Source organism: Exiguobacterium sp. s138 (assembly GCF_018618775.1).
GTDB classification, from domain to species: domain Bacteria; phylum Bacillota; class Bacilli; order Exiguobacteriales; family Exiguobacteriaceae; genus Exiguobacterium_A; species Exiguobacterium_A artemiae.
In genome coordinates, this window is record NZ_JACSMW010000001.1 from 618,949 (window position 1) to 643,119 (window position 24,171).

A 24,171-nucleotide genomic window follows, 5' to 3' on the forward strand; every position below is an offset into this window, starting at 1 on the left:
CGAAACAACAGGGATTGTGAAACGTGTTTTTACAGCAGATGAAAAAATTCATAGCGGAAGCACTTGGATGGGACATTCAGCGGCAACGGCAGTTCGCGGACTGGTTGCTGACCGCATGTGAACGAGAAGAAGATGTGCATGAACTGCTGATTCATCCTTTGAATGAGCGGTTATTAAAACCTGTCCTGAAACAATGGATGAATGATTTGCCGGAAGACGTACGACCGTATCGGTGGTTTGGGATCTTCTCTTTTGAAGAAGACAACCGTCTTGAGTATCTACAGACGGCGATTGACCGCGGTGGTCGGCAGGAACAACTGGCAATCGAGACGATGATTCGTCATCTGTTGAATTGGCTGTGGTACGCCTTCCATCATCTCAATGAAGATTTGTATTTAAGTGAGACGGAGGACGATGCGGAGACGCTGCAGGAAACCCGTTTATTGATGGATCAACTCGATGATTCGGTTCAAAAGACCGAGTTCATGGAGGAATGGCGGGAACACGCCCGGACGTATGAACTTTGGTTGCGCTTTTTAAAAGAGGAGACGGAAGGGTTCATGGAGTGGCGGGAACGACAAGAAAAGCAGGGAGAGAATAAGCAATGAAAACTCCTTACGATCCATACAAGAATACGGAACTGTGGAACGTCATTTCGGAAGCGATTGACGAATTGGTTGAAAACGATGACTTGGAGGAACGGACGACTCATGATCATATCGTCGGATACCTCTGTCAAAAAGTATCGTCTAGTCTAACGGAGAAGGGAAACTGAGGAAATAGGATTTTGAAGCGGACTTCGAATAATTGAATATCAGCGATTGAAAGCGTCTGGCCTAAGCTTATTGAAGTAACCATTTAAGTAGAAGGTGAGATTTTTTAATATGCCTACGAGAAATCTTAAGCACAACGGATGTTAGAGAGGACTATATCGATGAAGACGACGTATTCCCATGCAGAACTTTTGAAATTTGAAGACCCGTTTGAATATGAATTTGGTCTCCCGTTGAAAATCAATGACCTGCCCTCAACCGTGGTGGAAGAGGATATCCCGGACAGTAAAACGAAACTGCTCGAGAAGCTGGCGGAAGGTTATTCCTTGATCATTCAAAAACCGCGAATTCCAAACGAGAAAGTGTTCGCTGCGCTTCAACTGTTGGGCGAAAATGATTTCATGAAATTGTATGCGGTAAACGAAACGGCTTTTAATGAACCATTGTGGGATCTTTTGTATGAGCGTGAATACGACCTTCACTGGACATTCTTTTTACTAAAAGAGAGGACAGGTGTCGTTTTCGAATTGTCCTATGCCGGTGGAGGGACTCGCTCTCTAACTCTCTCAGGTCTGAACGCAAATACTTTGATTCATCTACGGCTTGAAGTAGACGAAAGCGTGACCTGTCGGTGGGATTGATTTGATAGAAAAATCACAAAGATAATCCACGAACGCTGCAATTGGTGAACGGGGTTTTGGGTTTGCAACGTACTAAGGAATGAGGTAAGCCAAGTTTTAGGAGGAGCAAAAGTGGAATTTCAGAGTGGTGAATGGATTGATGTCTACCGGGAACTGTTACCGCATGACGATTGGCAAGAGCTCGTCCGAATTCAAGTGACTCAGCATAACTATCCTTTTGAAGTCAAATTGCTGGAACGTCCGGTGAAACAAAACCGCAATACCTACGATTTGTCGGACTGGACGGCCTTGTCGCATGTCATTATGACAGATACTTCGCAACTTAAGACATTTCTAAATCAACTTGAAATCGAACAGATAGGGATGTCAGTCGAGTCGAAGACGATTCTAAGCATTCGGAAACACGGGCAGGAAATCGTTTGCGTTACTAACAATAGTGTCTCGATGTATGGTGTCTTCTATGAGGAACTAAGCGAGTCGGGTACGGAGTACGAAAACTTTTTTGATGCTGTCTTACCGTATGCGACGTTCCCGGTTGAGGTCGTTTTTTGCGGCCGTGGCGTTTTAAATGATGAGGACTCGATTCATGCGATGACATTAACCGATACGAATTGGCAAGGCGTCTTCGAAGATCGTTTGTTGCATTTGCTGAACCGAAAAGAAATTACTTCTGGATTCCTGCAAACGAATTACTCAAAGCCCTCTCGACGAACGCTCGAGAACTTCATGACAGAGTTCATGTTGTGCATGCCGTATAACTTTATTATGACACGTGATGTAAATGGACGGTTTGGTATGCTCGATCATTTCTGTACCAATGGAAAGATCGCGCACTTTGGAAATATAGACGATATTCAACATGCGTAAATAACTGGACCACGATGCATAGGGAAGTTTCGTTTAGTGAATGGAACAAGCAGGATACATGGAGGAAGACTTATGCTATATATCTATCTCGAGGAGCATACCGATCATAAAAAAGTGATCAAGGAACGCTATCTAGACACCGATGAACCAGAACACATCAAATCAATCTACTCGATGGGGTGCATCCCGAATGATGAGAAAAGAGACTACCAAGCTGATTCGAACGATGTATTAAAGCATTTTTTGATACGTCTGAATCGATTCCCAATCTTCGTGACGTTTGGTGGCGGGTTTACAGATGAGGATATAGAGTTGTTTTTTCAGCGGGAAAAATTGTCTTACACGAAGTTTTCACCGGATAAGCGCAGACCTTATTACAGTGTTCAAGTGAACGATGCCAGCGAACTAGAACTTCTGTTGGACGAAACGTACTGGTATGCTGCTGCAAACGATTTTTACTTCCTCTCGTTTACGAATCTCCTGACGTTTGAGCTGAGAATGGTTAAAGGATGGTTTTTCAAAAAAGAACGTATCATTCCTGTTGTTCATACAACAGTAGAAATGTCTTTCATCACGATCGAACACGATTTCATGGGCTATTATCTGTTTTCGAATGAAGCCTGTTTTGATACAGAGGACAAGGTGAAAGCGTTACTGCCTGAAGGTGACGGCATCGATTACTATGAGTAAGGAAAAGTAAAACAGGCAAACCTTAAAGAAAGGAGAGACGAAAATATGTTTGGTATCAGTACGAGCTTAAAAGAAGTTCCAGAAGAAAAAGATATTCTCCGTTACCCGATTCGTGTCCACATTTTTTTGATTCAAGACTTCTCCAGCGTTTCTGATCGTTGTGATTTGCTGATTCACCTAGATTCCTATGCGGATCGATTGTTTTTAGCAAGGGAAGTGAACGAGCTGATCGGAATTTGTGAACTACTCATTCAACGGTATTGTACGCCGAAGGAAGCATGGTTAGTGAATCAGGCACATTATTATCCAAATGAACCTTGGATGATTCATCAATCAAATGAGTTAATAATGGAACTACATCAATTTTTAGAATTGCTTAAGCGAATGTGTATCGCGACTGTATACCAGAACGCGTTGATTTGTTTTTGGGGTGATTAATCAACGATCAATACAACTAAGGAGACAATATGAATCAATCAATATTAATGAGATTTTTCATCGCAGCATTTGTGATTAACATAGGAATGTGGATTATCATAAGATTTTCAATCGATGAGTTAGTTTCGGATAAACGTATCTTATCGCCAGCCTGCCTTTCGGGTATATTCCCTTTGAAGGAGGTGAAACATGGTGTTGAAGCACAAGTCCTACAAATTCAGAATCTACCCCACAAAAGAGCAGGAAACCCTGATTGCGAAGACGATTGGATGTTCGCGTTTCATCTTTAACCACTTCTTGGCGAAGTGGGAGGAAACGTACAAGACCACTGGAAAAGGACTGTCCTACGGCTCTTGTTCCAAAGAAATTCCTTCGTTGAAGCAGAAATTCGACTGGTTGAAAGAAGTCGATAGTACATCTGTTCAGATCAGCGTCAAACATCTTGCCGATGCGTTTGATCGCTTCTTCAAGAAACAGAATGAACGCCCTCGTTTCAAGTCCAAGCGCCATCCCGTCCAATCGTACAAGACCAATATCCAAGGCGAAAATCAACTTCCTGAAGTCTCGATTGTGTGCAAGAAGATCAAACTTCCCAAGCTGAAATGGGTTCGTTTCGCCCATTCGAAACAGGTCACAGGCCGTATATTGAACGCCACTATCCGACGAAACGCTTCAGGAAAATACTTTGTCTCCCTGCTCGTCGAACAGGAGATCCATGAACTGCCGAAGACCGGTTCATCCGTCGGCGTCGACGTCGGACTCAAGAACTTCGCCATCCTGTCGGACGGCACGGTCTACCAAAACGACCGTTACTTCCGTTCGCTTGAAAAGAAACTGGTGCGCGAACAGCGTAAGCTCTCCCGCCGTCAACGCATCGCCCTGGCCAAGAAAGTGAAGCTTTCCGAGTCGAAGAACTACCAGAAGCAGAAGGTCGCCCGCATCCACGAGAAGATTGCCAACAAGCGCACTGACTTTCTGCACAAGGTATCGACCGAGATCGTCCAAAACCACGACGTTATCGGCATCGAGAACTTGCAGGTGAAGAACATGCAGAAGAACCGCAAATTGAGTAAGGCCATCTCGGACGTCAGCTGGTCGGAGTTCTTCCGTATGCTCGAATACAAGGCGGGCTGGTATGGGAAAACCGTCGTGAAGGTCGGCAAGACCTTCGCATCAAGTCAACTCTGCTCGAGTTGCGGTCATCAACACAAGGATGTGAAACATCTAGGCTTGCGTGAATGGACATGCCCGAGTTGCGGGATCCACCACGACCGGGATGTGAACGCAGGATTGAATCTCAAACGAGAAGCTGAACGTATCTTAGCTTCTTCAACCGTCGGGACGACGGGGTTAGCCTGATCAGGTTCCGACCGTTAGGTCGGATAACTCAGGAATCCTTCACCTCTAAGCGAAGTGTAGGTGGAGGTAGTTCAACTGCTTTTTTTATGATTACCATTTGGTTAATATTTATCTTGCCGATCAAGAGACTGGATGTTTATAAGAATCAATCAATACCCTATTGGACGTTTAACCTAGCTATGACCTTTGGGATGATTTTAATCACCATTGTTTGTTTTTCTGTACTTATAGTCGTATTCCCGTGAAAATATTTAAATTCGAAAAAAATATATCGAACAGCATCGAGCGGATCAATTCGAAAATCTATTATTCGACACGAATAAATTAGTAGACTTCAATTGTAAGCCTTTCGTATAAGAGGTTTTAAAACTTCATAATTAATTGTTGCGATCAAGAAAAATACGGTCAATCCATTAAAACTCACGATAATCAAACGAAGCCCACATCCAATCAGCGATGTCGGCTTTTTCTGTATGTGGTATTTCTAAACATCTTGTCGATATCCGATTGGGAGAATTACGTTTCTTGATTACGATCTCTAAACATTCGATTTGGGATTTTTTTCATTTTTGAAACTTAATAAAGGGAAATATCGTATTTATAAGTAGTATAATATTTTTATAAAAAATTTACTATCTAATGAAAATGAATACATATCTTGGAGGAACCGTTCGTGATCTTACCATTCATCGGTCTTGCTGCCGGACTCTTTTTGTTGATGTTAGGAACGTACTTCATCCGATGTAAGCATGCAAACAAAACGCCGTTATCCGGGCATGGAGACGGGGTCGATCATGTCGATTCATTTTTGCTCAGTCTTCTCTTATCGATTGGTGTCATCCTCTTTAGTTCATTATCCGTCAGACAATACGGTTATTTCTGCTTAGCAGGAGGGGTGCTTTTACTGTATGGTGTCAACGCAGTTTGGTAAGGAAAAGAGAAGAAATAGGAGGCGGGCATCATTCATCACACACGACTGAAGGTGTGGGATGCAGTCTTAAAAAAATTATATATACAGCGATGTAAAGGGAGCTACCAGCATGGTGCAATTATTAAAGCAAATTGACGATGAAGTCTATCATGTCGTCTATCACCAAGAAGGACGCACGTTATTCGTCAGGGAAGGCGTTGCCCGGAAAGAACCGGCCCCGGATAGTGACGACATGATTGAAGTTAACGAAGAGACGGCGACTGTTCGAATGCCTTTTAAAAATACATTTGCCGCCTATCGTCAGAAAAAAGAATGGATGCGTCAAAAGATGGAGGAGGGGTACTTGAAAGCACCTTTTTCTCAATCTGAGGCGATGGACTACCGCGCAGATCGGCGCAACATCAAACTGCGTCTCCTGAGTGCTCTCTTGCTCATGCTGTGCGGAGTATCGACATTAACCGGTCTGTTACCAATCCCGGGATATATTCCGCTTGTGTTCTTATCTTTCTTTTATCCGATCTATGTCGAAGGAAAAACAGCCCGTGCCCGCTTTTATCGTTGGTCAGGAGGCATATTCTTTTTCATATTGGCCGGTTCATCAAAAGATTATTTAAAACCATTTAATCTTTCTGCCAACGGAACCGTCTGCCTCATCGCAGGATTCATCCTCTTACTGTACACGACGCAACAATTGAAGGAACTGACGACGAAGGAGATCACGCCGCATGAAGGATAAACAAGAATCACTGATTCAGTTAAAACGAGAGATTAGTCAAACCGTCGATTACTGGGTCTGTTACCGGGTGGGGCGGACGCTTTATCAGGTCTCCATCCAAGAGCAGGCGAATGGCCAAACGAACGAAGGAGAGATCACGACAGAACGATTTCCGTTTTATGTCGGTATGAAACAGCGGATGCGTCAGTTGGCCGAAGAAAAAGAAGCACTCGGCTTTCGACCGCTGACAGAGGCAGAACAGGCAGTGCACGTCATCGAAGCATCGGAAGAATCATCGCTTGATCCGGCCTTTTTTGATCCGGCTATTCGTTTGGCATGGCTGTTCCTTGGACTCGGGGTGCTCCTGTTCGTCCTTCCTTACGAGAGGCTTAATAATTTTGCATTCGGTTTAGGACTGTACGTCTGGTATGAAACTTTTCGTCAAGCCGGTCTGCCCAAAATTTTCCGGCGATACTTTCACGGAATGTTTGGTGCGTTGATGGTCTTGCAGGTTTTGTCCGCTTTTGAACTGGAGCGGGAAGTACAGCCATATTACGCCACTTTATCTGTTTTATCAGCAGTCATGTTGGTGTTACTTGTCGTGCAGCACCATTTGAAAAAAACGGATCAAATCGGACAAGGTAAACGTGTCAGTAGACGGAAAATAACAGAATATCCGGATTTCGAAGAGTGAAACTGAAAATCCCATGCATTCAACTTTCGGAAGACTGGTGGGTGTAACAATCCTGTGAATTATATGTAGCACATTAATCGGCACGATTCATGAACTGAATCAGTCTATCGAAAAAGGGAGCGATGTCATGGACGTACAACGGAATTCTGATTTTGTCTTTGAGCTTTTGTTGATCATCTGGGCAATAGGAGCGATCGTTGTCATCACTAGTCAAGCTCGGAACACGAAAAGCTTAAAAGAAAGTCTGTTCAGAGGAACACTTGTCAACTTCATCTATACACTCGTCATCTCCCTAATGTGGTTTTTTGAAGTCGCGATTGATGGAGTCAGTCAGGTTCTGGTCGTTTATTTCTTTGGTGGTATCTTTCTGATTCTTGAGGCTCTTCTTCTGATTGTTCTCTTGCTGGTTAAACGTAAAAAACAAACGAACTTTTAACACGTAAAGGAGTTAAGCGTGAATCAATACACCTGGGTCACCCATACTGCTACACAACTGTCCATGCTCTCGATATGAGACGACGGGCGATTTAATTATTAGTGAAACACATCGTGCGTCTGAGAGAACCGAGAGCAAAATCGAGTATGTTGCTCCATGTCGGTATGTTGTATCTTGTCGGTACAGTCAAGAGGCTCGAAGTCAGATTAGAACGCTTAATGATCCGACTAATCGAAAAGAAGAAAACGAGTAAAATCGTTTTCTTCTTTTTCTATACGTCACGACATCATTTGACTTGACCATAGTTGAAAAAAGGAGAGACGACATGGCTAAAAAATCAATTCAAGATTATGCTTTTTTCGGAAATATCAAAAAGGTGAAGACATGTATCGCGCGCGGAGATGATTTGAATGCGCTCGATGAAGAAGGATCTTCCGCACTGCACTGGGCAGTCGAGGAAGGATATGACGAAATCGTCACGCTGTTGCTTGATCATGGGGCGGATATCAACCAACGCGATAAGGATGGTCTGACACCGTTGCATCTCGCCTTGTATGAAAAGCAGGGTGAAATCGCGATTCAGCTGATTGACCGCGGTGCTGCCCTTGATTTTGACGGGGACGGCTATACGGCACTGCATTTTATCGCTGTCCGTTCCGGGAACAAACGGGTTCTTCGACGATTACTGGAAGACCGGACACGTGTGGATTGGCAGACAGATAGTGGAGAAGGGCATACGCCGCTGCATTATGCGGCTCAAGAAGGAAAGACAAAGAAAATTCGTATGCTGGTGGAAGCGGGAGCCGATGTCAATCGGATGGAAATGAACGGCTTTGCACCACTCCATCTGGCCACCGGGGAAGGGCATATCAAAGCGGTACAGGCATTACTGGCAGCAGGAGCCGATATTGAAATCGAAAATCCGTTCAATGAGAACAATACCCCGTTGATGCTTGCGAGTCAGTACGGTTTGACCGAAATCACCAAATTATTATTGGAGCATGGTGCAGACCGACAGCATCCAGACACGGAAGGGAGAACGGCACTCGACTTTGCCGTCAAACATCGTTATCCGGAAATCGTAGCCTTATTACAAACTTGAGCAGGAGGAAATCGACGTGAAGAAATGGATTGGGGTCTTGATTATCGTCCAGACGGTTTTGTTTAGTCTGCTGATCATCCAGCTCAATAAAATGACGGAGACGATTGCGGCTGTGGGATCAATGATTGTTACGAAAGACGGGGATCTTGCCTGGGGAGGAGGACTACCGACAACGGATTATGTCCTGTTCGGAATCTTGATTTGCTTAGGTATTTTTCTTCTCATACCGGAAGAGAAAATAAAGCGGTAATCTACATGAATTTTGTTCAACAACGGCATCCGGACATGATAAACTGAAGGTATGGAATATATTTACTTATTTCCTTGGAATTGAAAATGACTAAAGTACAATCCACATAAAAAAAGGACGTGAATGTATGAAAAAGGTAACAGTTCGTAAAGCAATGGCGAGTACGCTTGTAACGGCTCTTGTATTGACGGGAGTCGGAGTAAACAGCAATATAGCGGACGCTTCGACCAAGACGACTCAAGTCGCGAAGAAAAAATTCGACTACAAAAAGTATCGCGCCAAACAAACGAAAGTCGTAGCATCGTACGGCAGCACACTCTTCCATTTGGGGAATCTGGGCGGAATCAAAGTACCGGATTACATCACGGATTCTGTGTACCGCGCCAAAGTGGAAGCGTATAACAAAAAATCAAAACAGTATATGACGGACCGTAAGAAGGCACGAAAAGAAGCGGAAGCCTTGAAAAAGCTGATTAAAGAAGTGAACACGCAGAAGGAAAGAAAGGCTGCGGACAAGCGGATTGATGCTTTGAAAAAAGAAACCATTCGTTTGACGAAGGCGGAAAAGGTGTTGACCAAAGAAGGACAGGCTCTCTATAAAGTGATTGTTGACTATGAAAATAAGCAGATCAAGTTATTTGAAGGTCAGTACGGATCGATTACAAAAGGCTTAATGGTTCTCGACTATAAGGACTACGCCAATCGTTTGAAAGCTTATCTGGATGCCAATAACTTTAGTGCAGACGAGAAAATCGAAATCATGGATCAAGTATATGATCGGCTTCTGTATGCTCGTGAAGACTCATCGGAAATTGTCGGAGACAAACGAGGTGCAATCAGATTGCTGGTTTACGCCAGTAAATTTGAAGAAGCGAATCAACTGTTTGTGAATACAAAAGAAACGATCCTGGTACAAGAGAATGCCCGATTGGATGCGTTATACACAAAGATCATTGAAGTCTACATGACGAAGAAGTAATAACAGAATTGGTTTACAATGCGCAGCATCCTTTTCGGATGCTGTTATTGTTTTACTTTAAGCGCTATTTTGTTGGGTCGGAGAAGAGAAGGATTTAAAGATGACGTTAGAGATACAACGTTTGAACATTGATAAGCTCGAAGTTCCCGGGAAAATAGATGTCTTGATTAAAAAATGAAGCAAGGAGTGTACGCGGAATGAAAAAACGGTTTACCGTAAAGTCCAAACAACATCTGAGCGGAGGAATCATTAAAATCATCGTCGATACAGAGACCGGTGTGAATTATATAATGACAAGCGGTCTTGGTCTCAGTGGGATGACGCCCTTATTAGACAAAGAAGGAAATGTGGTTGTTGATAAAAGTTAAATCTATAAACGTATTTTGATACGTCTTTTAAAACGTTTACCTATACGTTTTTTAAAACGTGTGATACGATGTATATAGTTATTAAAGCAAAGAAATTGTCTACTATATCATATTTAAAACTATCCACGTGCTTTTCACTCATCCATCTAAACGTTTCAATGGCATGGTGCCTATCTATGAAAACTGAGATTACTGTAACAAGGTGAAGAGCAGAGTGGGATTGAGGAGGAGTTTTATATGATTTCGAAATCAAAAGAACGGTCGGTTGTGACGCTTACTGCGGATCAAATTATCTCAACGACTGCTGTCTCACGTTCTTTCAAACAGACAAGAGAAAAAGCACAAGAGGTGCCACTCTTCGTCACTAATGCGCAAGGAGAAATTGATACGGTCGTTGTAGGTTTTCATCAATTCGAAGAAATGAGCGAGATGATTATCAAACAAGCAGCTTTAATTGAAGAATTTGAGCTTCTTTCTCGTCTACGAGATGCGGAAAATTCGCCGGAAACATTCATTGATGCTGACGACGTATTTGCTTCTCTGAGCATTGACTAAAAATCAATGTTGAAAGTGTGGAATGCTTGTGTATAAAGTTAATTTTCATCCTAAAGCTGTTAAAGAACTTAAAAAGCTTGATCGACAAATCATTCGAATTATTCAGCGGGATGTACAGGAGAAATTAGCAGTTGATCCAAAAAAACACGGTGAGCCGCTACGTGCTCCATTGACTGGTTGTTATAAGCTAAAGTACAAATCATTGAATCTTCGTCTCGTTTACACGATTCGTGACGAGCAATTAACGATTATAAAAATATCGGATGATCAGGAAATTCAGCAAGAGATCGAAGGGATTGTTAGTATTTTAGCAATTGGAGAGCGTACGAGGGAACGCGTCTATAGAGATGCGTTAAATCGAAAAGAAAAGTAAGTACAATTTGTCATAATTAAAGAAGACGATTCCTGTATTGAATGAGGAATCGTCTTTTTGTATTTCGTTAAAATCGATCAGTTTTGATTGTACCTAGAATAATTCTTTTTTGATTCTATTTCGTAAGAGAAAGTTCCTTGAAACGTACTTCTTGTTCTTAATGATGCAATCGATTGCATACCTATTCTTTTAACACTTAGTCTTGAATGAATCCTATTTCTTGCAAAAAACTAGTTTTTATTTCACCGGATTTATGTAAAAATAGAACACAACAAACTGAGAGAATTTTTAGAAAAGTAAACGAGTAAACTATCTGTCTTTTGGATAGGAGAGAGAATCGTTATTTTTCAAATTCTAAATAACTTATTCGTTTTGAACCTGGAGGGGAACGTATGAAAGTTTTGAAGATGTGGAACCAAATCAGTTTAGTGAAGCAAATTGCAGTCGGTTTGATTATTGGTATTATTTTAGCTGTATCGATTCCTGAAGCTGCCCAGTCCATCACCATCTTTGGAACACTGTTTGTTTCCGCGCTGAAGGCCGTTGCGCCGGTTTTAGTATTCTTCCTGGTCATGGCAGCAATCGTCCAGCATAAAAAGGGACAACAGACGAACATGAAGTCGATTGTCTTCCTGTATCTCCTCGGGACGTTCTTGGCGGGAGCCGTTGCTGTCGTATTCAGTTTCCTGTTCCCTGTCAACATCGCGCTGACGGAGAGTACGGAGAAATTAGCTGCGCCGGGGAATGCGATTGAAGTCATCCGGACACTCGTCTTGAATATGGTGGACAATCCGGTCAATGCGTTAGTCCAAGGCAATTACATTGGGATCTTAACGTGGGCCATCGTGCTTGGATTAGCATTGAAAAATGCTTCCGATTCAACGAAAACGTTCATTTCTAATTTCTCGGATGCGATCGCGAAGATGGTCGGTTGGATCATTAAACTCGCACCACTCGGAATCATGGGGATTGTCATTGAGTCGATTACAAAAAACGGTCTCGGATCGCTGCTCAACTATGGTCAACTGCTTGTGCTGTTGATCGGGACGATGCTATTTGTAGCGCTTGTCGTCAATCCACTGATCGTTTTCATCAACGTTCGTCAAAATCCGTATCCGCTCGTCTTTAAATGTATCCGTGAGAGCGGAATTACAGCCTTCTTCACACGGAGTTCGGCTGCCAATATTCCGGTTAACATGGAACTGTGTAAAAAACTTGGTCTCGATAAAGAGACGTATGCGATTTCGATTCCGCTTGGCGCGACCGTCAACATGGCGGGAGCAGCCGTTACGATTTCGGTCTTAACGCTTGCTGCGGTCAATACGCTTAACATCCCGGTCGATCTTCCGACTGCCATCATCTTAAGTGTCCTGGCTGCTGTCTGTGCCTGTGGTGCTTCCGGTGTCGCCGGTGGATCACTCCTGTTGATCCCGCTTGCCTGCAGCCTATTCGGAATTCCGAATGAGATCGCGATGCAAGTCATCGCTGTCGGATTTATCATCAGTGTCTTACAAGACTCGTTTGAAACAGGACTCAACTCTTCAACGGATGTACTGTTTACAGCGACAGCTGAATTTAAAAAACGGTTAAAAGACGGCGAACAACTGTCAATCAATCGGCCAATCATGGCGGAAGAACCAACTGAACAAGTCGTCAACAGCTGATTTGCGTTGATGAGATCATGAAAAAGATGAAAGGCATCCCGTAAGAAGAGATGTCTTTCATCTTTTTTTGCCGTCATGGATTGAACGGAAAACAAGGAGAGAATCATGTGATTCCCTCCTTGTCTGCGGTTAACTGAAGTTACTTTTGTGTTTTTGTCTTTTTAAAGCTGTAAATGACACTGATCAGGATGACAAGGACGATTGTCCCGAGCGACATCCAAATCGGCATTTTGTAGACATCGCTGAAAATCATCTTCGCTCCGATAAAGACAAGCATGAAGCTGAGACCGTGTTTCAGGTAGTAGAAGCGGTCAATCAGGTTCGCGAGGACGAAGTAGAGACTGCGGAGTCCAAGGATTGCCATGATGTTCGCGTAGAAGATGATGAACGGATCACGCGAGTAGGCGAAGCTTGCTGCGACCGAGTCGACGGCGAAGACGATATCCGAGACTTCGATGAAGATCAACGCGATTAACAGTGGTGTAAAGAACAATTTACCGTTGATTCGCTGTGTAAATTTACCGGACGAGATGTCTTGTGTGATTGGCAAGCGTTTCTCCAGCCAACGGATCGTTTTGTTTTCTTCAAGCGACGTTTCCTGACCGATGTTCTTAAACATCATGTAACCCGTGTAGACAAGGAATGCCCCGAAGATGTAGTACACCCATGCGAAGTTCTCAAGAAGCGATACTCCGGCGACGATGAAGATGACGCGGAAGAGAATGGCACCGAGAATTCCCCAGAACAAGACTTTGTGCTGGTACTTCAACGGAATCGCAAAGTACGCAAAGACGAGTGAGAAGACGAAGACGTTATCAATCGCAAGTGCCTTTTCGATGAAATAAACGCTCGTGTATTCAATTGCAGCGTCGCTGCCTTGCGCGTAGAACAACCAACCGCCAAAGGCGACGGCGAGTCCGATCCAGACGAACGTCCACGTCCAGGCTTCGCGGAGCGAGACCTCATGAGCTTTCCTGTGAAATACGCCAAGGTCCAGTGCGAGCATGATGAAGACGATCGCTAAAAATACAATCAATAGTGTCAACAGCGCTTCCTCCTTTTAAGTGGTGTGCTTTTCATATTTTGATTATAAGTTCATAAGAACTCAAAGTAAAGAGATAAGTGTGCTGCTTTTTTATTTGGATGTGCGATCGATCGATTTGTGGATTCGAAAGAAGTGGCGGGGCTAAGGCAAGCGGGTGCACAAAAATGCCCTGTCTTCTATCGGAAAAAGTTTCCGTAAAAAGACAGGGCAATCCGTTAGAGGGCTGAAGGGAGATCAGTTCAAATCACCGGCATGTTTTCGAGAAGGTGCTCGGAAAATGTTTTGATCTTTCGATGGCTCCTAGTTAATCAGACGTCATATTACAGACGTTCCAGACGACGGGAGACGGCAGTCAAGATGACGGCCAGAATGACCATGATGCCACCGACCCACGGTGTGTGGACAAGACCGATCGTATCGGCGACGAGTCCGCCGATTGTTGCTCCAAGTGCAATCCCGATATTAAAGGCGGAGATGTTCAACGCGGACGCAACATCGACCGCTGCCGGGACGTATTTTTCTGCCAACTGGACGATATACAGTTGCAGACCCGGAACATTCATGAAAGCAAGCAGTCCCATCAAGATAATCCCGATGATCCCGGCGACTTTAAACGGAATCATGAACGACAGGGCAATCATGACGATCGCGTGCAAAATGAACATGTAAAACAACGCTTTGATCGGATTTCCGTTGGCGAGTTTTCCGCCGACGGTGTTGCCAATGGCGACAGCAATGCCGTAGACAAGCAGGATGATACTGATCAGGCTCGGGCTGATGTGAGTGAGCTCCTGCATGATCGGCGTCAAGTAGGTGAAGGCGACGAACGTTCCACCGTACCCGAGGGCGGTAATCAGGAAACCGAGCATCAGGCGTCCGTTCGTCAACAGTTTAAACATATCGGAAAACTTCGCCGGCAGTGATTGTTTCAAGTCTTTTGGAATCAGGAAAAAACTTGCGATGATGGCGATGACACCGAGTGCGGCGACAGCAAAGAACGTCGCACGCCAGCCGAATGATTGACCGATGAATGTGCCGAGCGGGACGCCGGTTACGGTCGCAACCGTCAGACCGGTGAACATCAAAGCGATGGCACTGGCTTTTTTATGTTCCGGTACGAGCTGAACGGCGATCGTTGCGCCAATCGAGAAGAAGACACCGTGCGAAAACGCGGTGATGAACCGGGCGACGATCAACAGTTCGAAAGTGGGTGCGATGGCTGATACGAGATTTCCGGCGATAAAGACGACCATCAACGCCATCAGTAATGTTTTCCGGTTCATCCGGTTCGTCAGGGCAGTCAAGATCGGTGCACCGATGGCGACACCGATTGCGTAACCGGAAATGATCAGTCCGGCCAGAGTGATGCCGATATTTAAGTCACCGGCGATCGCAGCAAGCAGACCGACCGGGACAAATTCCGTTGTTCCGATACCAAAGGCGCTGATAGCAAGTGCGAGCAGGGCGAAGCGGCCGTTTTGCGGGACCTGTTCCTGTTCAGCACGCGGGTTTAATTGATTCATGATAATTCCTCCTGGATAAATGAGCTAAAGGGAGATAGTGCAACCATGCTCCGAACGACCGGGCCCGGATCGTTTTTCAAACAGGGACACTTCTGCGTGATCCCATCATAGAGCGGCATTGTTTTTTATGGAAGTACGTACTTTTAAGTGCGATAGGCACTAAAAAGTACCCTACCATCACCAATTAAAGCAATGGACGAAGGTGGCTTGTACTTTCCGTTGACAGTTGTTATCATAAACCCATCAAATCTACTTGAGAAGTACGCACTTTCAAGTGCGATAGGCACTAAAAAGTACCTGTCCCACCGTACTTCGTAACGAAAGGAAGAATCAGCATGGCCTACAATATTCCGGTCGAAGCGACGCTACAAGTCATCGGAGGCAAATGGAAAGTCGTCATCATGTGTCATCTCATTAAAGGCGAACGCCGGACAAGCGAATTGAAAAAGCTGATGCCGAACATCACGCAAAAAATGTTGACGCAACAACTGCGTGAACTCGAACAGGACGGTGTCATCATCCGGACGGTCTACGAACAGGTTCCGCCGAAAGTCATCTATTCGTTATCGGATTACGGTTGGTCGTTGCGCCCGATTTTAGATGCGATGTGTGCCTGGGGTGAAGGGCACATCGATTTAACCGGTGAGGAAGTTGTATCTTCTTAAAGCGAACTATCATACTGCACAGCAAAACGACCGCCTGCCGTCAGGACGGTCGTTTTTTTCTGGGATCCGTTATTTAACGAAGGAAGCGGCTTCGCGGAGGAAGAACTGTTTGATGGCATCATAAACCGTCTGCTGTTCTTCGGTCAGGCCACGGCTTAAGCGTGATAAATAGATGTTTGAGACGATTGTCAGGTTATCCTTGGCGACGAACGGAAGCTTCAGTTCACGGCAGACGGAAACGGGAACGAAGCTGAAATGCCGTTGCTGACGCAGGGCGACCTGCAGGGAAACGTCATCAATGTAACGAATCGAATCCGCGTATAAACTGAATTCCGTCATCTTTAATTTGATGAAACTGTTGTAATCCTTATTATGTGACGGGAACAGGAACGATTTTGCCGTTTCGTTGTCATAGAGCACACGCATAACGTCCTGCTCCGTGTAATGACCGGGATAGGTCAGCACAATCTCTTCTTCGATGACCGGTTCACTCGTGACTTCGGGATGTTTGATTTCCATAAAGCTGATCGAGAAATGGATTTCATCGGTCAAAAGTTGCGACAGGATTTCACGGTTCGACAAAATCTCTGTATTGAACAGCGTCGCTGACGGGTTAACCAAAAATTCCGCCAGTAGGATCTGAATGAAGCGGCCGTGTGAACTGGCGAGGCTGATCGTCACGTCCTGTTCCGAATGCGACAGCCGTTCTTTGACGAGTTCGAGTTCATTTTCGATTTTTTCGACGGACTGCAACAGGATCCGTCCCTGATTCGTCAAGGTGATCGTCCGACCGTTCCGGTTAAATAATTCGGTATCCAATTCCCGTTCGAGTTTTTTGATCGTCATGCTGAGTGCCGGCTGACTGATGAACAGACGTTTCGCGGCATGAGTAAAATTCAGTTCTTCTGTGACGGTTCTGAAATAATGTAAATGAAGCAATTCCACCTCTTACACCTCCTATAAGTAATCGTTTATAGTAGTATACATCATTATATATTTTTGTTTATGCGGAAACCGGTATATGCTGAGTGCAGAGGTGATGGAAATGAATATCGCAATTTATGGAGCAGGATCACTCGGTACCATCATGGGTGCGTATTTGAGTGAAACATATCCTGTCGTTGACTTGATTGATACGAACAAAGAACATGTAACGGCACTGAACACGAAAGGGGCACACGTCGTCGGACCCGATATCACGCAACGCGTCACGGCATTTCTGCCGGAAGAGATTACTAAAACGTATGATATCGTGTTATTGCTGACGAAACAGCTCTACAATCCGCAAGTCTTACCGGCCGTCAAAGCCATTTTAAAAGAAGACGGCATCCTCGTTTCCTTGCAAAACGGAGTGCCGGAGGAAATCATCCGTCAGCATATTCCGAGCGACCAGATTATCGCCGGATCCGTGGAGTTCGGGGCGACGTATGTCGGACCGGGACAATCCCGCCTGACAACAGACTACTCGTTCTTTAAAAAATATGCCTTACAAATCGGTGAACTTGACGGGGCGACGACAGACCGGATTGTTCAGTTAAAAGAAGTCCTGGATATGATCGGCGGAACGGAGATTTCCGATAACCTGCCCGGCACGAAATGGTCGAAACTGATCATTAACAGTGCGTTCAGCGGATTGTCTGCTGCGTGTAACGGGACGTATGGCGACGTGCTTGACCATCCGGTCCTGTTGCGGGCCGCGATTTATGCGATGAAGGAAGTCCTTGATGTCGGTCATGCGCACGGGATTGAATTTGCCCGGATGGGAGAAGCGGATTTGACGGTCTACAGCGAACTTGATGACATCGAACAAAAGATGATTGAACTGCCGCAACTGATGAACAGCTCGCGGAATCTTGAAGCGAGCATGTTGCAGGACTTACGGAAACATCAGCCGACGGAAATTGATTACATTAACGGTGTTGTCACGATGTATGGGGAAACGTATGGCATTCAGACACCGGTCAATTCAATGATTCAAGCACTCGTCCGAAATGCACAGGACAAACAGGAAGTGACCGATTTTGAACAGAGTGTCGAGCAGTTCAAGGCACTTCTCGCAGTCAAATAAGGGAGATGATCAGATGAAAAAAGAGGATGTCCAGAATATCGTCGCGACACCGGTCAACGCGCCGGTCTTTCCGGCGGTCGATATTTTCTTCCGGAACCGTGAATATTTGAATATCGTTTATGAAACGGATCTCGAACAACTGCGAGCCGTTGTACCGGAACCGCTTGAGTTGATCGGCAATCAAATCAAGTTCGAAGTCATCAATATGCCGGACAGTACGGGACTCGGATCGTATCTGGAATGCGGTCATGTCATCCCGGTCCGGTACAACGGGGAAGTCGGGGAGTTCTACCTGTCGATGTACGTCAATAACCAAGCGGCCATCGCTTCCGGGCGTGAAGTTGCCTCGTTCCCGAAAAAATACGGTTCGCCCAAACTCTATTTGGATAACGATGTCTTAGTCGGAACCCTCGATTATCATTCGCTTCGTGTCGCCCAGGCGACGATGGGCTACAAATACTATCCGGTCAAGGAAGAAGAGGCGAAAGCGATCATCGGGACACCGCAATTCATGCTGAAGCAACACCGCGGCTACGAAGGGGAACTGATCATCTCTGAATTGACGCGCAGTCAAATCACGGATATTCAGGTCAAGGAAGCCTACCGCGGACCGGCCCGTTTGGAATTGTTCCAGCATGTCATGGCACCGCTGGCCGATTTCCCGGTCGGAAAGATTTTGGATGCCCAGCATATCATCGCCGATTTACGCCTCGGCGGTCCGAAGAAGATTTTTGATTATATGAAGTGAAGTGACGAGACGGGAAGCCGTATCTTCCTGAATCGCGATGAACTAAAAGGCCGCATCCGGGTGATGCGGTCTTTTAGTCGTCTGAGAAAGTAATAATCAGCAACGGGCGGTCCCTCTCGGACCGTCCGTTTTGACGTAATCAAAGCGGATGCTTTCGGTCCCCTCGTTCGATGACAAGGATGTGATCCATGATTTCTTCCGGATCGTCGTCGAACGCATCATAAGTGATTCGTTTAGACAACCGGATTTGATATTGTTCCAAACCATCGATGGTTTGCAAATAGTCCGGTAACCTTCCCATCGGTTCCGTTAAAGTTGGATTGGTAAACGGAAAATTATTGTCGTTTGGATTGTTTGTATGGATAAAAACGGCGTCCAATCCTGCATCCAGCCGGGACAGTTCGATCCAAAGCTGATACGGTTGTGCCCACTCTTTGAGTGCGGCATCGAGCTCATCCATCAGCTGAAACAGTGCCCGGACATGTGCTTTTCGAATTTTGAGGTGACCATTTCCGCGGCCATGAAAATCAAGATGAATGTGCCAAAAATCAAACCAGCTGTCGGAACTGAAATCTAAGGCATGGGCCGATAAGTGTTGTTCGGCATGAAGTTGTCGAAAGTAGCGGCGTTTGCCACGGAATTTTTTCATGGGATAGGTGTCTCCTTGCAGGGAATGATGTTCTATTCATTATACAGGAGTCATCATCACACAAAATAAATAAAAATAATAAAGAAATTTTATTTCAAAATGTTTACGCTTTCAAATAAAACATTGTTTCTGAATGTCGGGCTTGTTATACTAACGGGGAACACGGGGAAGTAGCAATCATGCAGGGTCAAAACAAAAGGGGAGCTGAGCATATGGGACAGAAACTCAACTGGACGGCAACACTCGGATTGACGACGGCGCTACTCGCCGCGTCGCTGCCAATGCAACCGGTCGCGGCGGAAACGACACCATCCGTTACGGAACGGGTCGACGCGCAACTGGATCAGATGACACTTGAGCAGAAGATAGGACAAATGATCATGCCGGATTTCCGGTTATGGGACGGGGTCAATCATACGCAACTGGCACCGGAAGTCGGACGGGTTATCGACCGGTTTGATTTAGGCGGAGTCATCCTGTTTGCGGAAAATGTTAGCGAGACAGAACAGACGACGAAACTGGTCCATGATTTGCAGGAAGTCGTCGAGCAGGATCCAAGCAACGACATTCCATTGTTCGTCACGATTGACCAGGAAGGCGGAATCGTCACACGACTCGGTACGGGAACGAACTTACCGGGCAACATGGCACTCGGGGCGACCCGCAGTCCGGCTTATGCGGAAGCGGCAGGCGGAATTATCGGCTCCGAACTGCATGCACTCGGCATCAACGTCAACTTTGGTCCGGTCCTGGACGTCAACAACAATCCGGGCAATCCCGTCATCGGGGTCCGTTCGTTTTCAAGTGATCCGAACCTGGTTGGGGAACTGGGCTCGGCGATGACGCGCGGTATCCAGGAACAAGGGGTCGTTGCGACAGCGAAACACTTCCCGGGACACGGCGATACGGCAGTCGACTCGCATTACGGCTTACCGGTCGTCGATAAATCACTGGCCGAACTGAAACAGCTCGAACTGATTCCGTTCAAGCGGGCAGTGGCGGAAGGCATCGATATGGTGATGACAGGACATATCGGGATGCCGCAGATCGAGGATGAGGTCGTCGAGTCCACACAAGGAACATTCCCGCTACCGGCGACGTTGTCGGATGACGTCATTACCGGTGTCTTACGGGAAGAGCTCGGCTATCAGGGACTTGTCGTCACCGATGCGTTGAACATGCAGGCGATTGCCGACAACTTTACGGAGTCGGAAGCCGTCATCAAAACGTTTAAAGCCGGTGTCGATATCGCGTTGATGCCGACGATTTTAAGATCTGCGAACGACGTGACGAAACTGGAGTCGATTTTTGACGACGTGATCGAAGCGGTTGAAAGCGGGCAACTTTCGGAAGCGGACATCAATCGTTCGGTTGAACGGATTCTGACACTCAAAGCGAAACGCGGTATTTGGAGTGAAGCAACTTCGAATGTGACGCTTGAGGAAAAACTGGTCGAGGCGAAGTCGGTCGTCGGCAGTCCCGAGCACAAGGCGCTTGAGCGGCAGATGACGGAAGCGGCAGTCACGCTCGTCAAAAATGACCGGAAGACATTACCGTTCAAACCGAAAAAAGGGGAGACGGTCCTTGTCCTGTCACCGACAAAAGATCAGACGGACAGCATGGTCAAGACGATCCGGTCGCTTGAGAAAAATGCCGGTAATCTGAAACAGGTGAACGTGCTGACGGAACAATATTCAGCATCGACGCCGCATCTCGATCAAAATCCGGCGCTTCAGGAGAAAATAAATCAAGCAGACTATCTGATTGTCGGCTCAAACGTCAATAATAGTGCGAAGCTCGGAGCCTCCTCCGCGGATCATTATGTGCCGGCTGAAGTCTTCCGTCAGGCAAACCGAACGGGTAAAAAATCCGTCCTGCTCAGTCTGCGGAATCCGTATGACGTCGCCGTCCAACCGGATGCTGACGCCCAATTACTCGTTTACGGCTTCAAAGGCGATCCGAACGGACCGGATTCGGAAGCAGGAAACACAAAATCAGCCGGACCGAATTTACCGGCAGGAATCCGCGCCATTTTTGGTGAATTCGTACCACAAGGGAAATTGCCGGTCGATGTGCCGAAGTTTAAGGACGGTACGTTCCAAACCGATTTGTACCGGGAGTTCGGGGACGGATTCCGCAATTGGAATAAGTAACAGGCTCGTTTGAGGGAGTCCAATCGACGCGGTTGGGCTTTCCCTATTGACTTCTTTTGCAATTTTATTTCTATTTAATAAATTTATTTATGAATTAATGTTTCGTTGTGCTCAGGATAAAAAGGAGCTGTGGAGAGAGGATGAAAATCATGTTAGAGAAATTGGCGACAGAACGCCGGAATCAACGAACGATGGAGCTTGACGATATGACGGTCGAGGAGATCTTGACAGTGATGAACGAGGAGGATCAGTCGGTTGCCGGTGTGATTCGACAGGAAATCCCGGTCATCAAACAGGTCGTCGCACAAGTCATTCAATCATTTCAAGCGGGCGGACGGCTGATTTACATCGGAGCCGGAACGAGCGGTCGCCTCGGTGTGCTCGACGCGGCAGAATGTGTGCCGACGTTTGGTGTCTCGCCAAAGATGGTCGTCGGTTTGATTGCCGGAGGCGAGCGGGCGCTCATCAAGGCCGTTGAAGGGGCGGAAGACAGCAAGACATTGGCCATTGAAGATTTACGGGCGCTCAAAGTAAACGCAAACGATACCGTCATCGGCATCGCGGCGAGCGGCCGGACCCCTTACGTCATTGGCGGTCTCGATTACGCCCGTGAAATCGGCGCGGCGACAGCAGCATTGTCCTGCAACAAAGAAGCTATCATCAGCCAGCACGCCGATCTCCGGATTGAAGTCGAGACCGGTCCGGAAGTCTTGACCGGTTCGACCCGGCTCAAAGCCGGAACGGCACAAAAGCTCGTCCTGAACATGATTTCGACGGCAGCGATGATCGGCGTCGGGAAAGTTTATCAAAACCTGATGGTCGATGTCCAATCGACGAATGAAAAGCTTGAAGTCCGGGCCAAACGGATGATCGTGGAAGCGACAGGGGTCGATCTTGAGACGGCCGCGCGTTATTTCACATCAGCGAATGGTCACGTTAAGACGGCGATCGTCATGATTTTAGCGGACGTTTCGTATCCTGAGGCAGTCGAACGATTACAACGTGCGCACGGATTCGTCCGCGACGCGCTCTAAGGGGGATTCAGATGAAGAAGGAAGAAGTGTTGGCGGAAGGGATACTGGAACACGTCGGCGGAAAAGATAATCTCCGCCAGCTGGCCCACTGTATGACACGCGTCCGGTTGGCGCTGAAGGATCCGACAAAAGCGGATATCCAAGCACTCAAACAACTGGACGGCGTCATGGGTGTCATCGATGACGAGACACTGCAAATCGTCGTTGGGCCGGGAACGGTCAACCGGGTCGCGGATCATTTGAGCCGGAAAACGGGGCTTGCCATCGGGGAAGAGTCGGTCGATGAGAACCTGACGTTTGAGGAACGGGCCGCCATCGAACGGCAAAAAGTGAAGGACAAACAAAAATCACCGTTCAAACGCTTTTTACGGCGCTTAGGAAATATCTTCATCCCGCTCATTCCGGGACTGGTCGCGTCGGGAATCATTAACGGAGCAGCGAACTTTGCGAAAAACGCCGGAGTCGATGCGACGGAAACGTGGATGCAGATTTTATTACTGATCGGCAGCACCGTCTTTGCCTACTTAGCGATTCTCGTCGGTTGGAATACGGCGAAGGAATTCGGCGGCACGCCGGTCCTCGGGGCGATTGCCGGGGGGATTTTATTTAATCCGTTACTTGTCGATATAATTATTTACGGCGAACCGCTTGTCGTCGGTCGGGGAGGGTTGTTTGGGGTTATCTTTGCTGCCTGGTTGATGACATATCTCGAAAAACACATCCGCCGGTTCATGCCGGTCTCGATTGATATCATCTTTACCCCACTCTTGACGGTCCTGATCGTCGGATTTACAGCACTTTATGCCATCATGCCGGTCGCCGGTGTCCTGTCTGACGGGATCATGAAAGCAATCAACGTGATTCTCGAAGTCGGCGGACCACTCGCCGGTGCCGTCCTCGCCGGATTCTTCCTGCCGCTCGTCATGGTCGGACTGCATCACGGTTTGACACCGATTCATCTCGAACTGCTCAACACCGTCGGCAATACGGCCCTCTTGCCGATCCTTGCGATGGCGGGAGCCGGACAAGTCGGTGCCGCACTGGCGATTTTCGTCAAGACACGCAATCAACGATTGCGCAACATCATCAAGGGTGCGATTCCGGTCGGTTTCCTCGGAATCGGCGAACCGTTGTTGTACGGGGTCACGTTACCGCTCGGTCGTCCCTTCCTGACAGCCTGTATGGGAGCGGCAGTCGGCGGGGCCTTCCAGGCGACGATGAAGACAGCGGCGCTTGGGGTCGGTGTGTCCGGTCTGTCGTTGACACCGTTGATCGATAACGGGATGTACCTGACGTATATCGGCGGGCTTGTCATCTCGTACGTCTTCGGCTTCCTGTTTACCTTCTGGTTTGGATTCAAGGAAGAAATGGCAGACGGAATTTAACGTCGGCACAAGAACCGCACACAACAAAAAGATGGAACATCACGTCGCAGTGATGTTCCATCTTTT

The 24,171-nt window shown here is 46.6% G+C and carries 28 protein-coding genes; 24 read left to right on the forward strand and 4 right to left on the reverse strand.

Annotated elements, in window-relative coordinates; all coding sequences use genetic code 11:
- Window positions 1–23: 23 nt before the first annotated feature.
- The 18 genes from KNP91_RS03215 (at window position 24) to sstT (ending at window position 12,835) form a co-directional block, all read left to right on the forward strand.
- A complete protein-coding gene (locus tag KNP91_RS03215) occupies window positions 24–608 on the forward strand; it encodes a hypothetical protein (RefSeq protein ID WP_214848599.1) in 585 nt (194 codons plus the stop codon).
- Window positions 605–775 carry a hypothetical protein gene (locus KNP91_RS03220; protein WP_214848601.1) on the forward strand — a complete coding sequence of 57 codons (171 nt, stop codon included), beginning with the start codon at window positions 605–607 and terminating at the stop codon, window positions 773–775. Before KNP91_RS03215 ends, KNP91_RS03220 begins: the two co-directional genes overlap by 4 nt.
- A 159-nt stretch (window positions 776–934) precedes the next feature.
- Window positions 935–1,414 (forward strand): hypothetical protein, encoded by a 480-nt coding sequence (locus KNP91_RS03225; RefSeq protein ID WP_214848603.1) that lies wholly within the window; start codon window positions 935–937, stop codon window positions 1,412–1,414.
- Window positions 1,415–1,525: 111 nt separating this feature from the next.
- Window positions 1,526–2,281, forward strand: coding sequence for a hypothetical protein (locus tag KNP91_RS03230; protein WP_214848604.1), 756 nt, complete (start codon window positions 1,526–1,528; stop codon window positions 2,279–2,281).
- A 72-nt stretch (window positions 2,282–2,353) separates the two neighbouring features.
- Window positions 2,354–2,971 carry a hypothetical protein gene (locus KNP91_RS03235; RefSeq protein ID WP_214848605.1) on the forward strand — a complete coding sequence of 206 codons (618 nt, stop codon included), beginning with the start codon at window positions 2,354–2,356 and terminating at the stop codon, window positions 2,969–2,971.
- 45 nt (window positions 2,972–3,016) lie between these two features.
- Window positions 3,017–3,409 (forward strand): hypothetical protein, encoded by a 393-nt coding sequence (locus KNP91_RS03240; RefSeq protein ID WP_214848606.1) that lies wholly within the window; start codon window positions 3,017–3,019, stop codon window positions 3,407–3,409.
- 192 nt (window positions 3,410–3,601) lie between these two features.
- Window positions 3,602–4,768, forward strand: a complete 1,167-nt coding sequence (gene tnpB, locus KNP91_RS03245) for an IS200/IS605 family element RNA-guided endonuclease TnpB (RefSeq protein WP_214848764.1) — start codon at window positions 3,602–3,604, stop codon at window positions 4,766–4,768.
- Window positions 4,769–5,441: 673 nt separating this feature from the next.
- Complete coding sequence (locus tag KNP91_RS03250) at window positions 5,442–5,699, forward strand: hypothetical protein (RefSeq protein WP_014970230.1); 258 nt, start codon at window positions 5,442–5,444, stop codon at window positions 5,697–5,699.
- A 109-nt stretch (window positions 5,700–5,808) separates the two neighbouring features.
- Complete coding sequence (locus KNP91_RS03255; RefSeq protein WP_214848608.1) at window positions 5,809–6,435, forward strand: hypothetical protein; 627 nt, start codon at window positions 5,809–5,811, stop codon at window positions 6,433–6,435.
- The gene (locus KNP91_RS03260; RefSeq protein WP_214848610.1) at window positions 6,425–7,108 is read left to right on the forward strand and encodes a hypothetical protein; all 684 of its coding nucleotides are present in this window, start codon (window positions 6,425–6,427) and stop codon (window positions 7,106–7,108) included. The genes KNP91_RS03255 and KNP91_RS03260 overlap by 11 nt, the downstream gene beginning before the upstream one ends.
- Window positions 7,109–7,235: 127 nt before the next feature.
- Window positions 7,236–7,544 carry a hypothetical protein gene (locus KNP91_RS03265; protein ID WP_214848611.1) on the forward strand — a complete coding sequence of 103 codons (309 nt, stop codon included), beginning with the start codon at window positions 7,236–7,238 and terminating at the stop codon, window positions 7,542–7,544.
- Between the two features lie 325 nt (window positions 7,545–7,869).
- Window positions 7,870–8,646 (forward strand): ankyrin repeat domain-containing protein, encoded by a 777-nt coding sequence (locus KNP91_RS03270; RefSeq protein ID WP_214848614.1) that lies wholly within the window; start codon window positions 7,870–7,872, stop codon window positions 8,644–8,646.
- A 16-nt stretch (window positions 8,647–8,662) separates the two neighbouring features.
- Window positions 8,663–8,896, forward strand: a complete 234-nt coding sequence (locus KNP91_RS03275) for a hypothetical protein (protein WP_251135895.1) — start codon at window positions 8,663–8,665, stop codon at window positions 8,894–8,896.
- A gap of 127 nt (window positions 8,897–9,023) precedes the next feature.
- On the forward strand, window positions 9,024–9,875 hold the full coding sequence (locus KNP91_RS03280) for a hypothetical protein (protein ID WP_214848618.1): 852 nt from the start codon (window positions 9,024–9,026) through the stop codon (window positions 9,873–9,875).
- 197 nt (window positions 9,876–10,072) lie between these two features.
- Window positions 10,073–10,243 carry a DUF6440 family protein gene (locus KNP91_RS03285; protein WP_214848620.1) on the forward strand — a complete coding sequence of 57 codons (171 nt, stop codon included), beginning with the start codon at window positions 10,073–10,075 and terminating at the stop codon, window positions 10,241–10,243.
- Between the two features lie 237 nt (window positions 10,244–10,480).
- Window positions 10,481–10,798, forward strand: a complete 318-nt coding sequence (locus tag KNP91_RS03290) for a hypothetical protein (RefSeq protein WP_131504002.1) — start codon at window positions 10,481–10,483, stop codon at window positions 10,796–10,798.
- 28 nt (window positions 10,799–10,826) lie between these two features.
- Window positions 10,827–11,171, forward strand: a complete 345-nt coding sequence (locus KNP91_RS03295) for a type II toxin-antitoxin system RelE family toxin (protein ID WP_214848623.1) — start codon at window positions 10,827–10,829, stop codon at window positions 11,169–11,171.
- Between the two features lie 392 nt (window positions 11,172–11,563).
- On the forward strand, window positions 11,564–12,835 hold the full coding sequence (gene sstT / locus KNP91_RS03300; RefSeq protein WP_214848625.1) for a serine/threonine transporter SstT: 1,272 nt from the start codon (window positions 11,564–11,566) through the stop codon (window positions 12,833–12,835).
- A gap of 139 nt (window positions 12,836–12,974) precedes the next feature.
- Here sstT and KNP91_RS03305 read toward each other — a convergent pair whose 3' ends face one another.
- Complete coding sequence (locus tag KNP91_RS03305) at window positions 12,975–13,880, reverse strand: TerC family protein (RefSeq protein WP_214848626.1); 906 nt, start codon at window positions 13,878–13,880, stop codon at window positions 12,975–12,977.
- Between the two features lie 320 nt (window positions 13,881–14,200).
- Window positions 14,201–15,403, reverse strand: a complete 1,203-nt coding sequence (locus tag KNP91_RS03310) for an MFS transporter (RefSeq protein ID WP_214848627.1) — start codon at window positions 15,401–15,403, stop codon at window positions 14,201–14,203.
- Window positions 15,404–15,738: 335 nt separating this feature from the next.
- Here KNP91_RS03310 and KNP91_RS03315 point away from each other — a divergent pair, with 335 nt between their 5' ends.
- Entirely contained in the window at window positions 15,739–16,068 is a 330-nt protein-coding gene (locus tag KNP91_RS03315; RefSeq protein WP_012370213.1) for a winged helix-turn-helix transcriptional regulator, read from the forward strand.
- Window positions 16,069–16,137: 69 nt separating this feature from the next.
- Here KNP91_RS03315 and KNP91_RS03320 read toward each other — a convergent pair whose 3' ends face one another.
- A complete protein-coding gene (locus KNP91_RS03320) occupies window positions 16,138–17,013 on the reverse strand; it encodes a LysR family transcriptional regulator (protein WP_214848628.1) in 876 nt (291 codons plus the stop codon).
- Window positions 17,014–17,113: 100 nt separating this feature from the next.
- Between KNP91_RS03320 and KNP91_RS03325 the strand changes: the two genes are divergently transcribed.
- Entirely contained in the window at window positions 17,114–18,136 is a 1,023-nt protein-coding gene (locus tag KNP91_RS03325) for a ketopantoate reductase family protein (RefSeq protein ID WP_214848629.1), read from the forward strand.
- 13 nt (window positions 18,137–18,149) lie between these two features.
- Window positions 18,150–18,884: an acetoacetate decarboxylase gene (locus KNP91_RS03330; RefSeq protein WP_214848632.1), complete on the forward strand. Its 735-nt coding sequence runs from the start codon at window positions 18,150–18,152 to the stop codon at window positions 18,882–18,884.
- Window positions 18,885–19,023: 139 nt separating this feature from the next.
- On the opposite strand, the gene KNP91_RS03335 is transcribed toward KNP91_RS03330, so the two are convergent.
- Complete coding sequence (locus KNP91_RS03335) at window positions 19,024–19,533, reverse strand: hypothetical protein (RefSeq protein ID WP_214848633.1); 510 nt, start codon at window positions 19,531–19,533, stop codon at window positions 19,024–19,026.
- A 212-nt stretch (window positions 19,534–19,745) separates the two neighbouring features.
- Here KNP91_RS03335 and KNP91_RS03340 point away from each other — a divergent pair, with 212 nt between their 5' ends.
- The 3 genes from KNP91_RS03340 to KNP91_RS03350 all read left to right on the forward strand — a co-directional run bounded on the left by KNP91_RS03340 (window position 19,746) and on the right by KNP91_RS03350 (window position 24,105).
- Complete coding sequence (locus KNP91_RS03340) at window positions 19,746–21,686, forward strand: glycoside hydrolase family 3 protein (protein WP_214764953.1); 1,941 nt, start codon at window positions 19,746–19,748, stop codon at window positions 21,684–21,686.
- 140 nt (window positions 21,687–21,826) lie between these two features.
- Window positions 21,827–22,720, forward strand: coding sequence for an N-acetylmuramic acid 6-phosphate etherase (murQ, locus tag KNP91_RS03345; protein WP_285801087.1), 894 nt, complete (start codon window positions 21,827–21,829; stop codon window positions 22,718–22,720).
- 11 nt (window positions 22,721–22,731) lie between these two features.
- Entirely contained in the window at window positions 22,732–24,105 is a 1,374-nt protein-coding gene (locus tag KNP91_RS03350) for a PTS transporter subunit EIIC (protein ID WP_214848637.1), read from the forward strand.
- The last annotated feature ends 66 nt before the right edge of the window (window positions 24,106–24,171 follow it).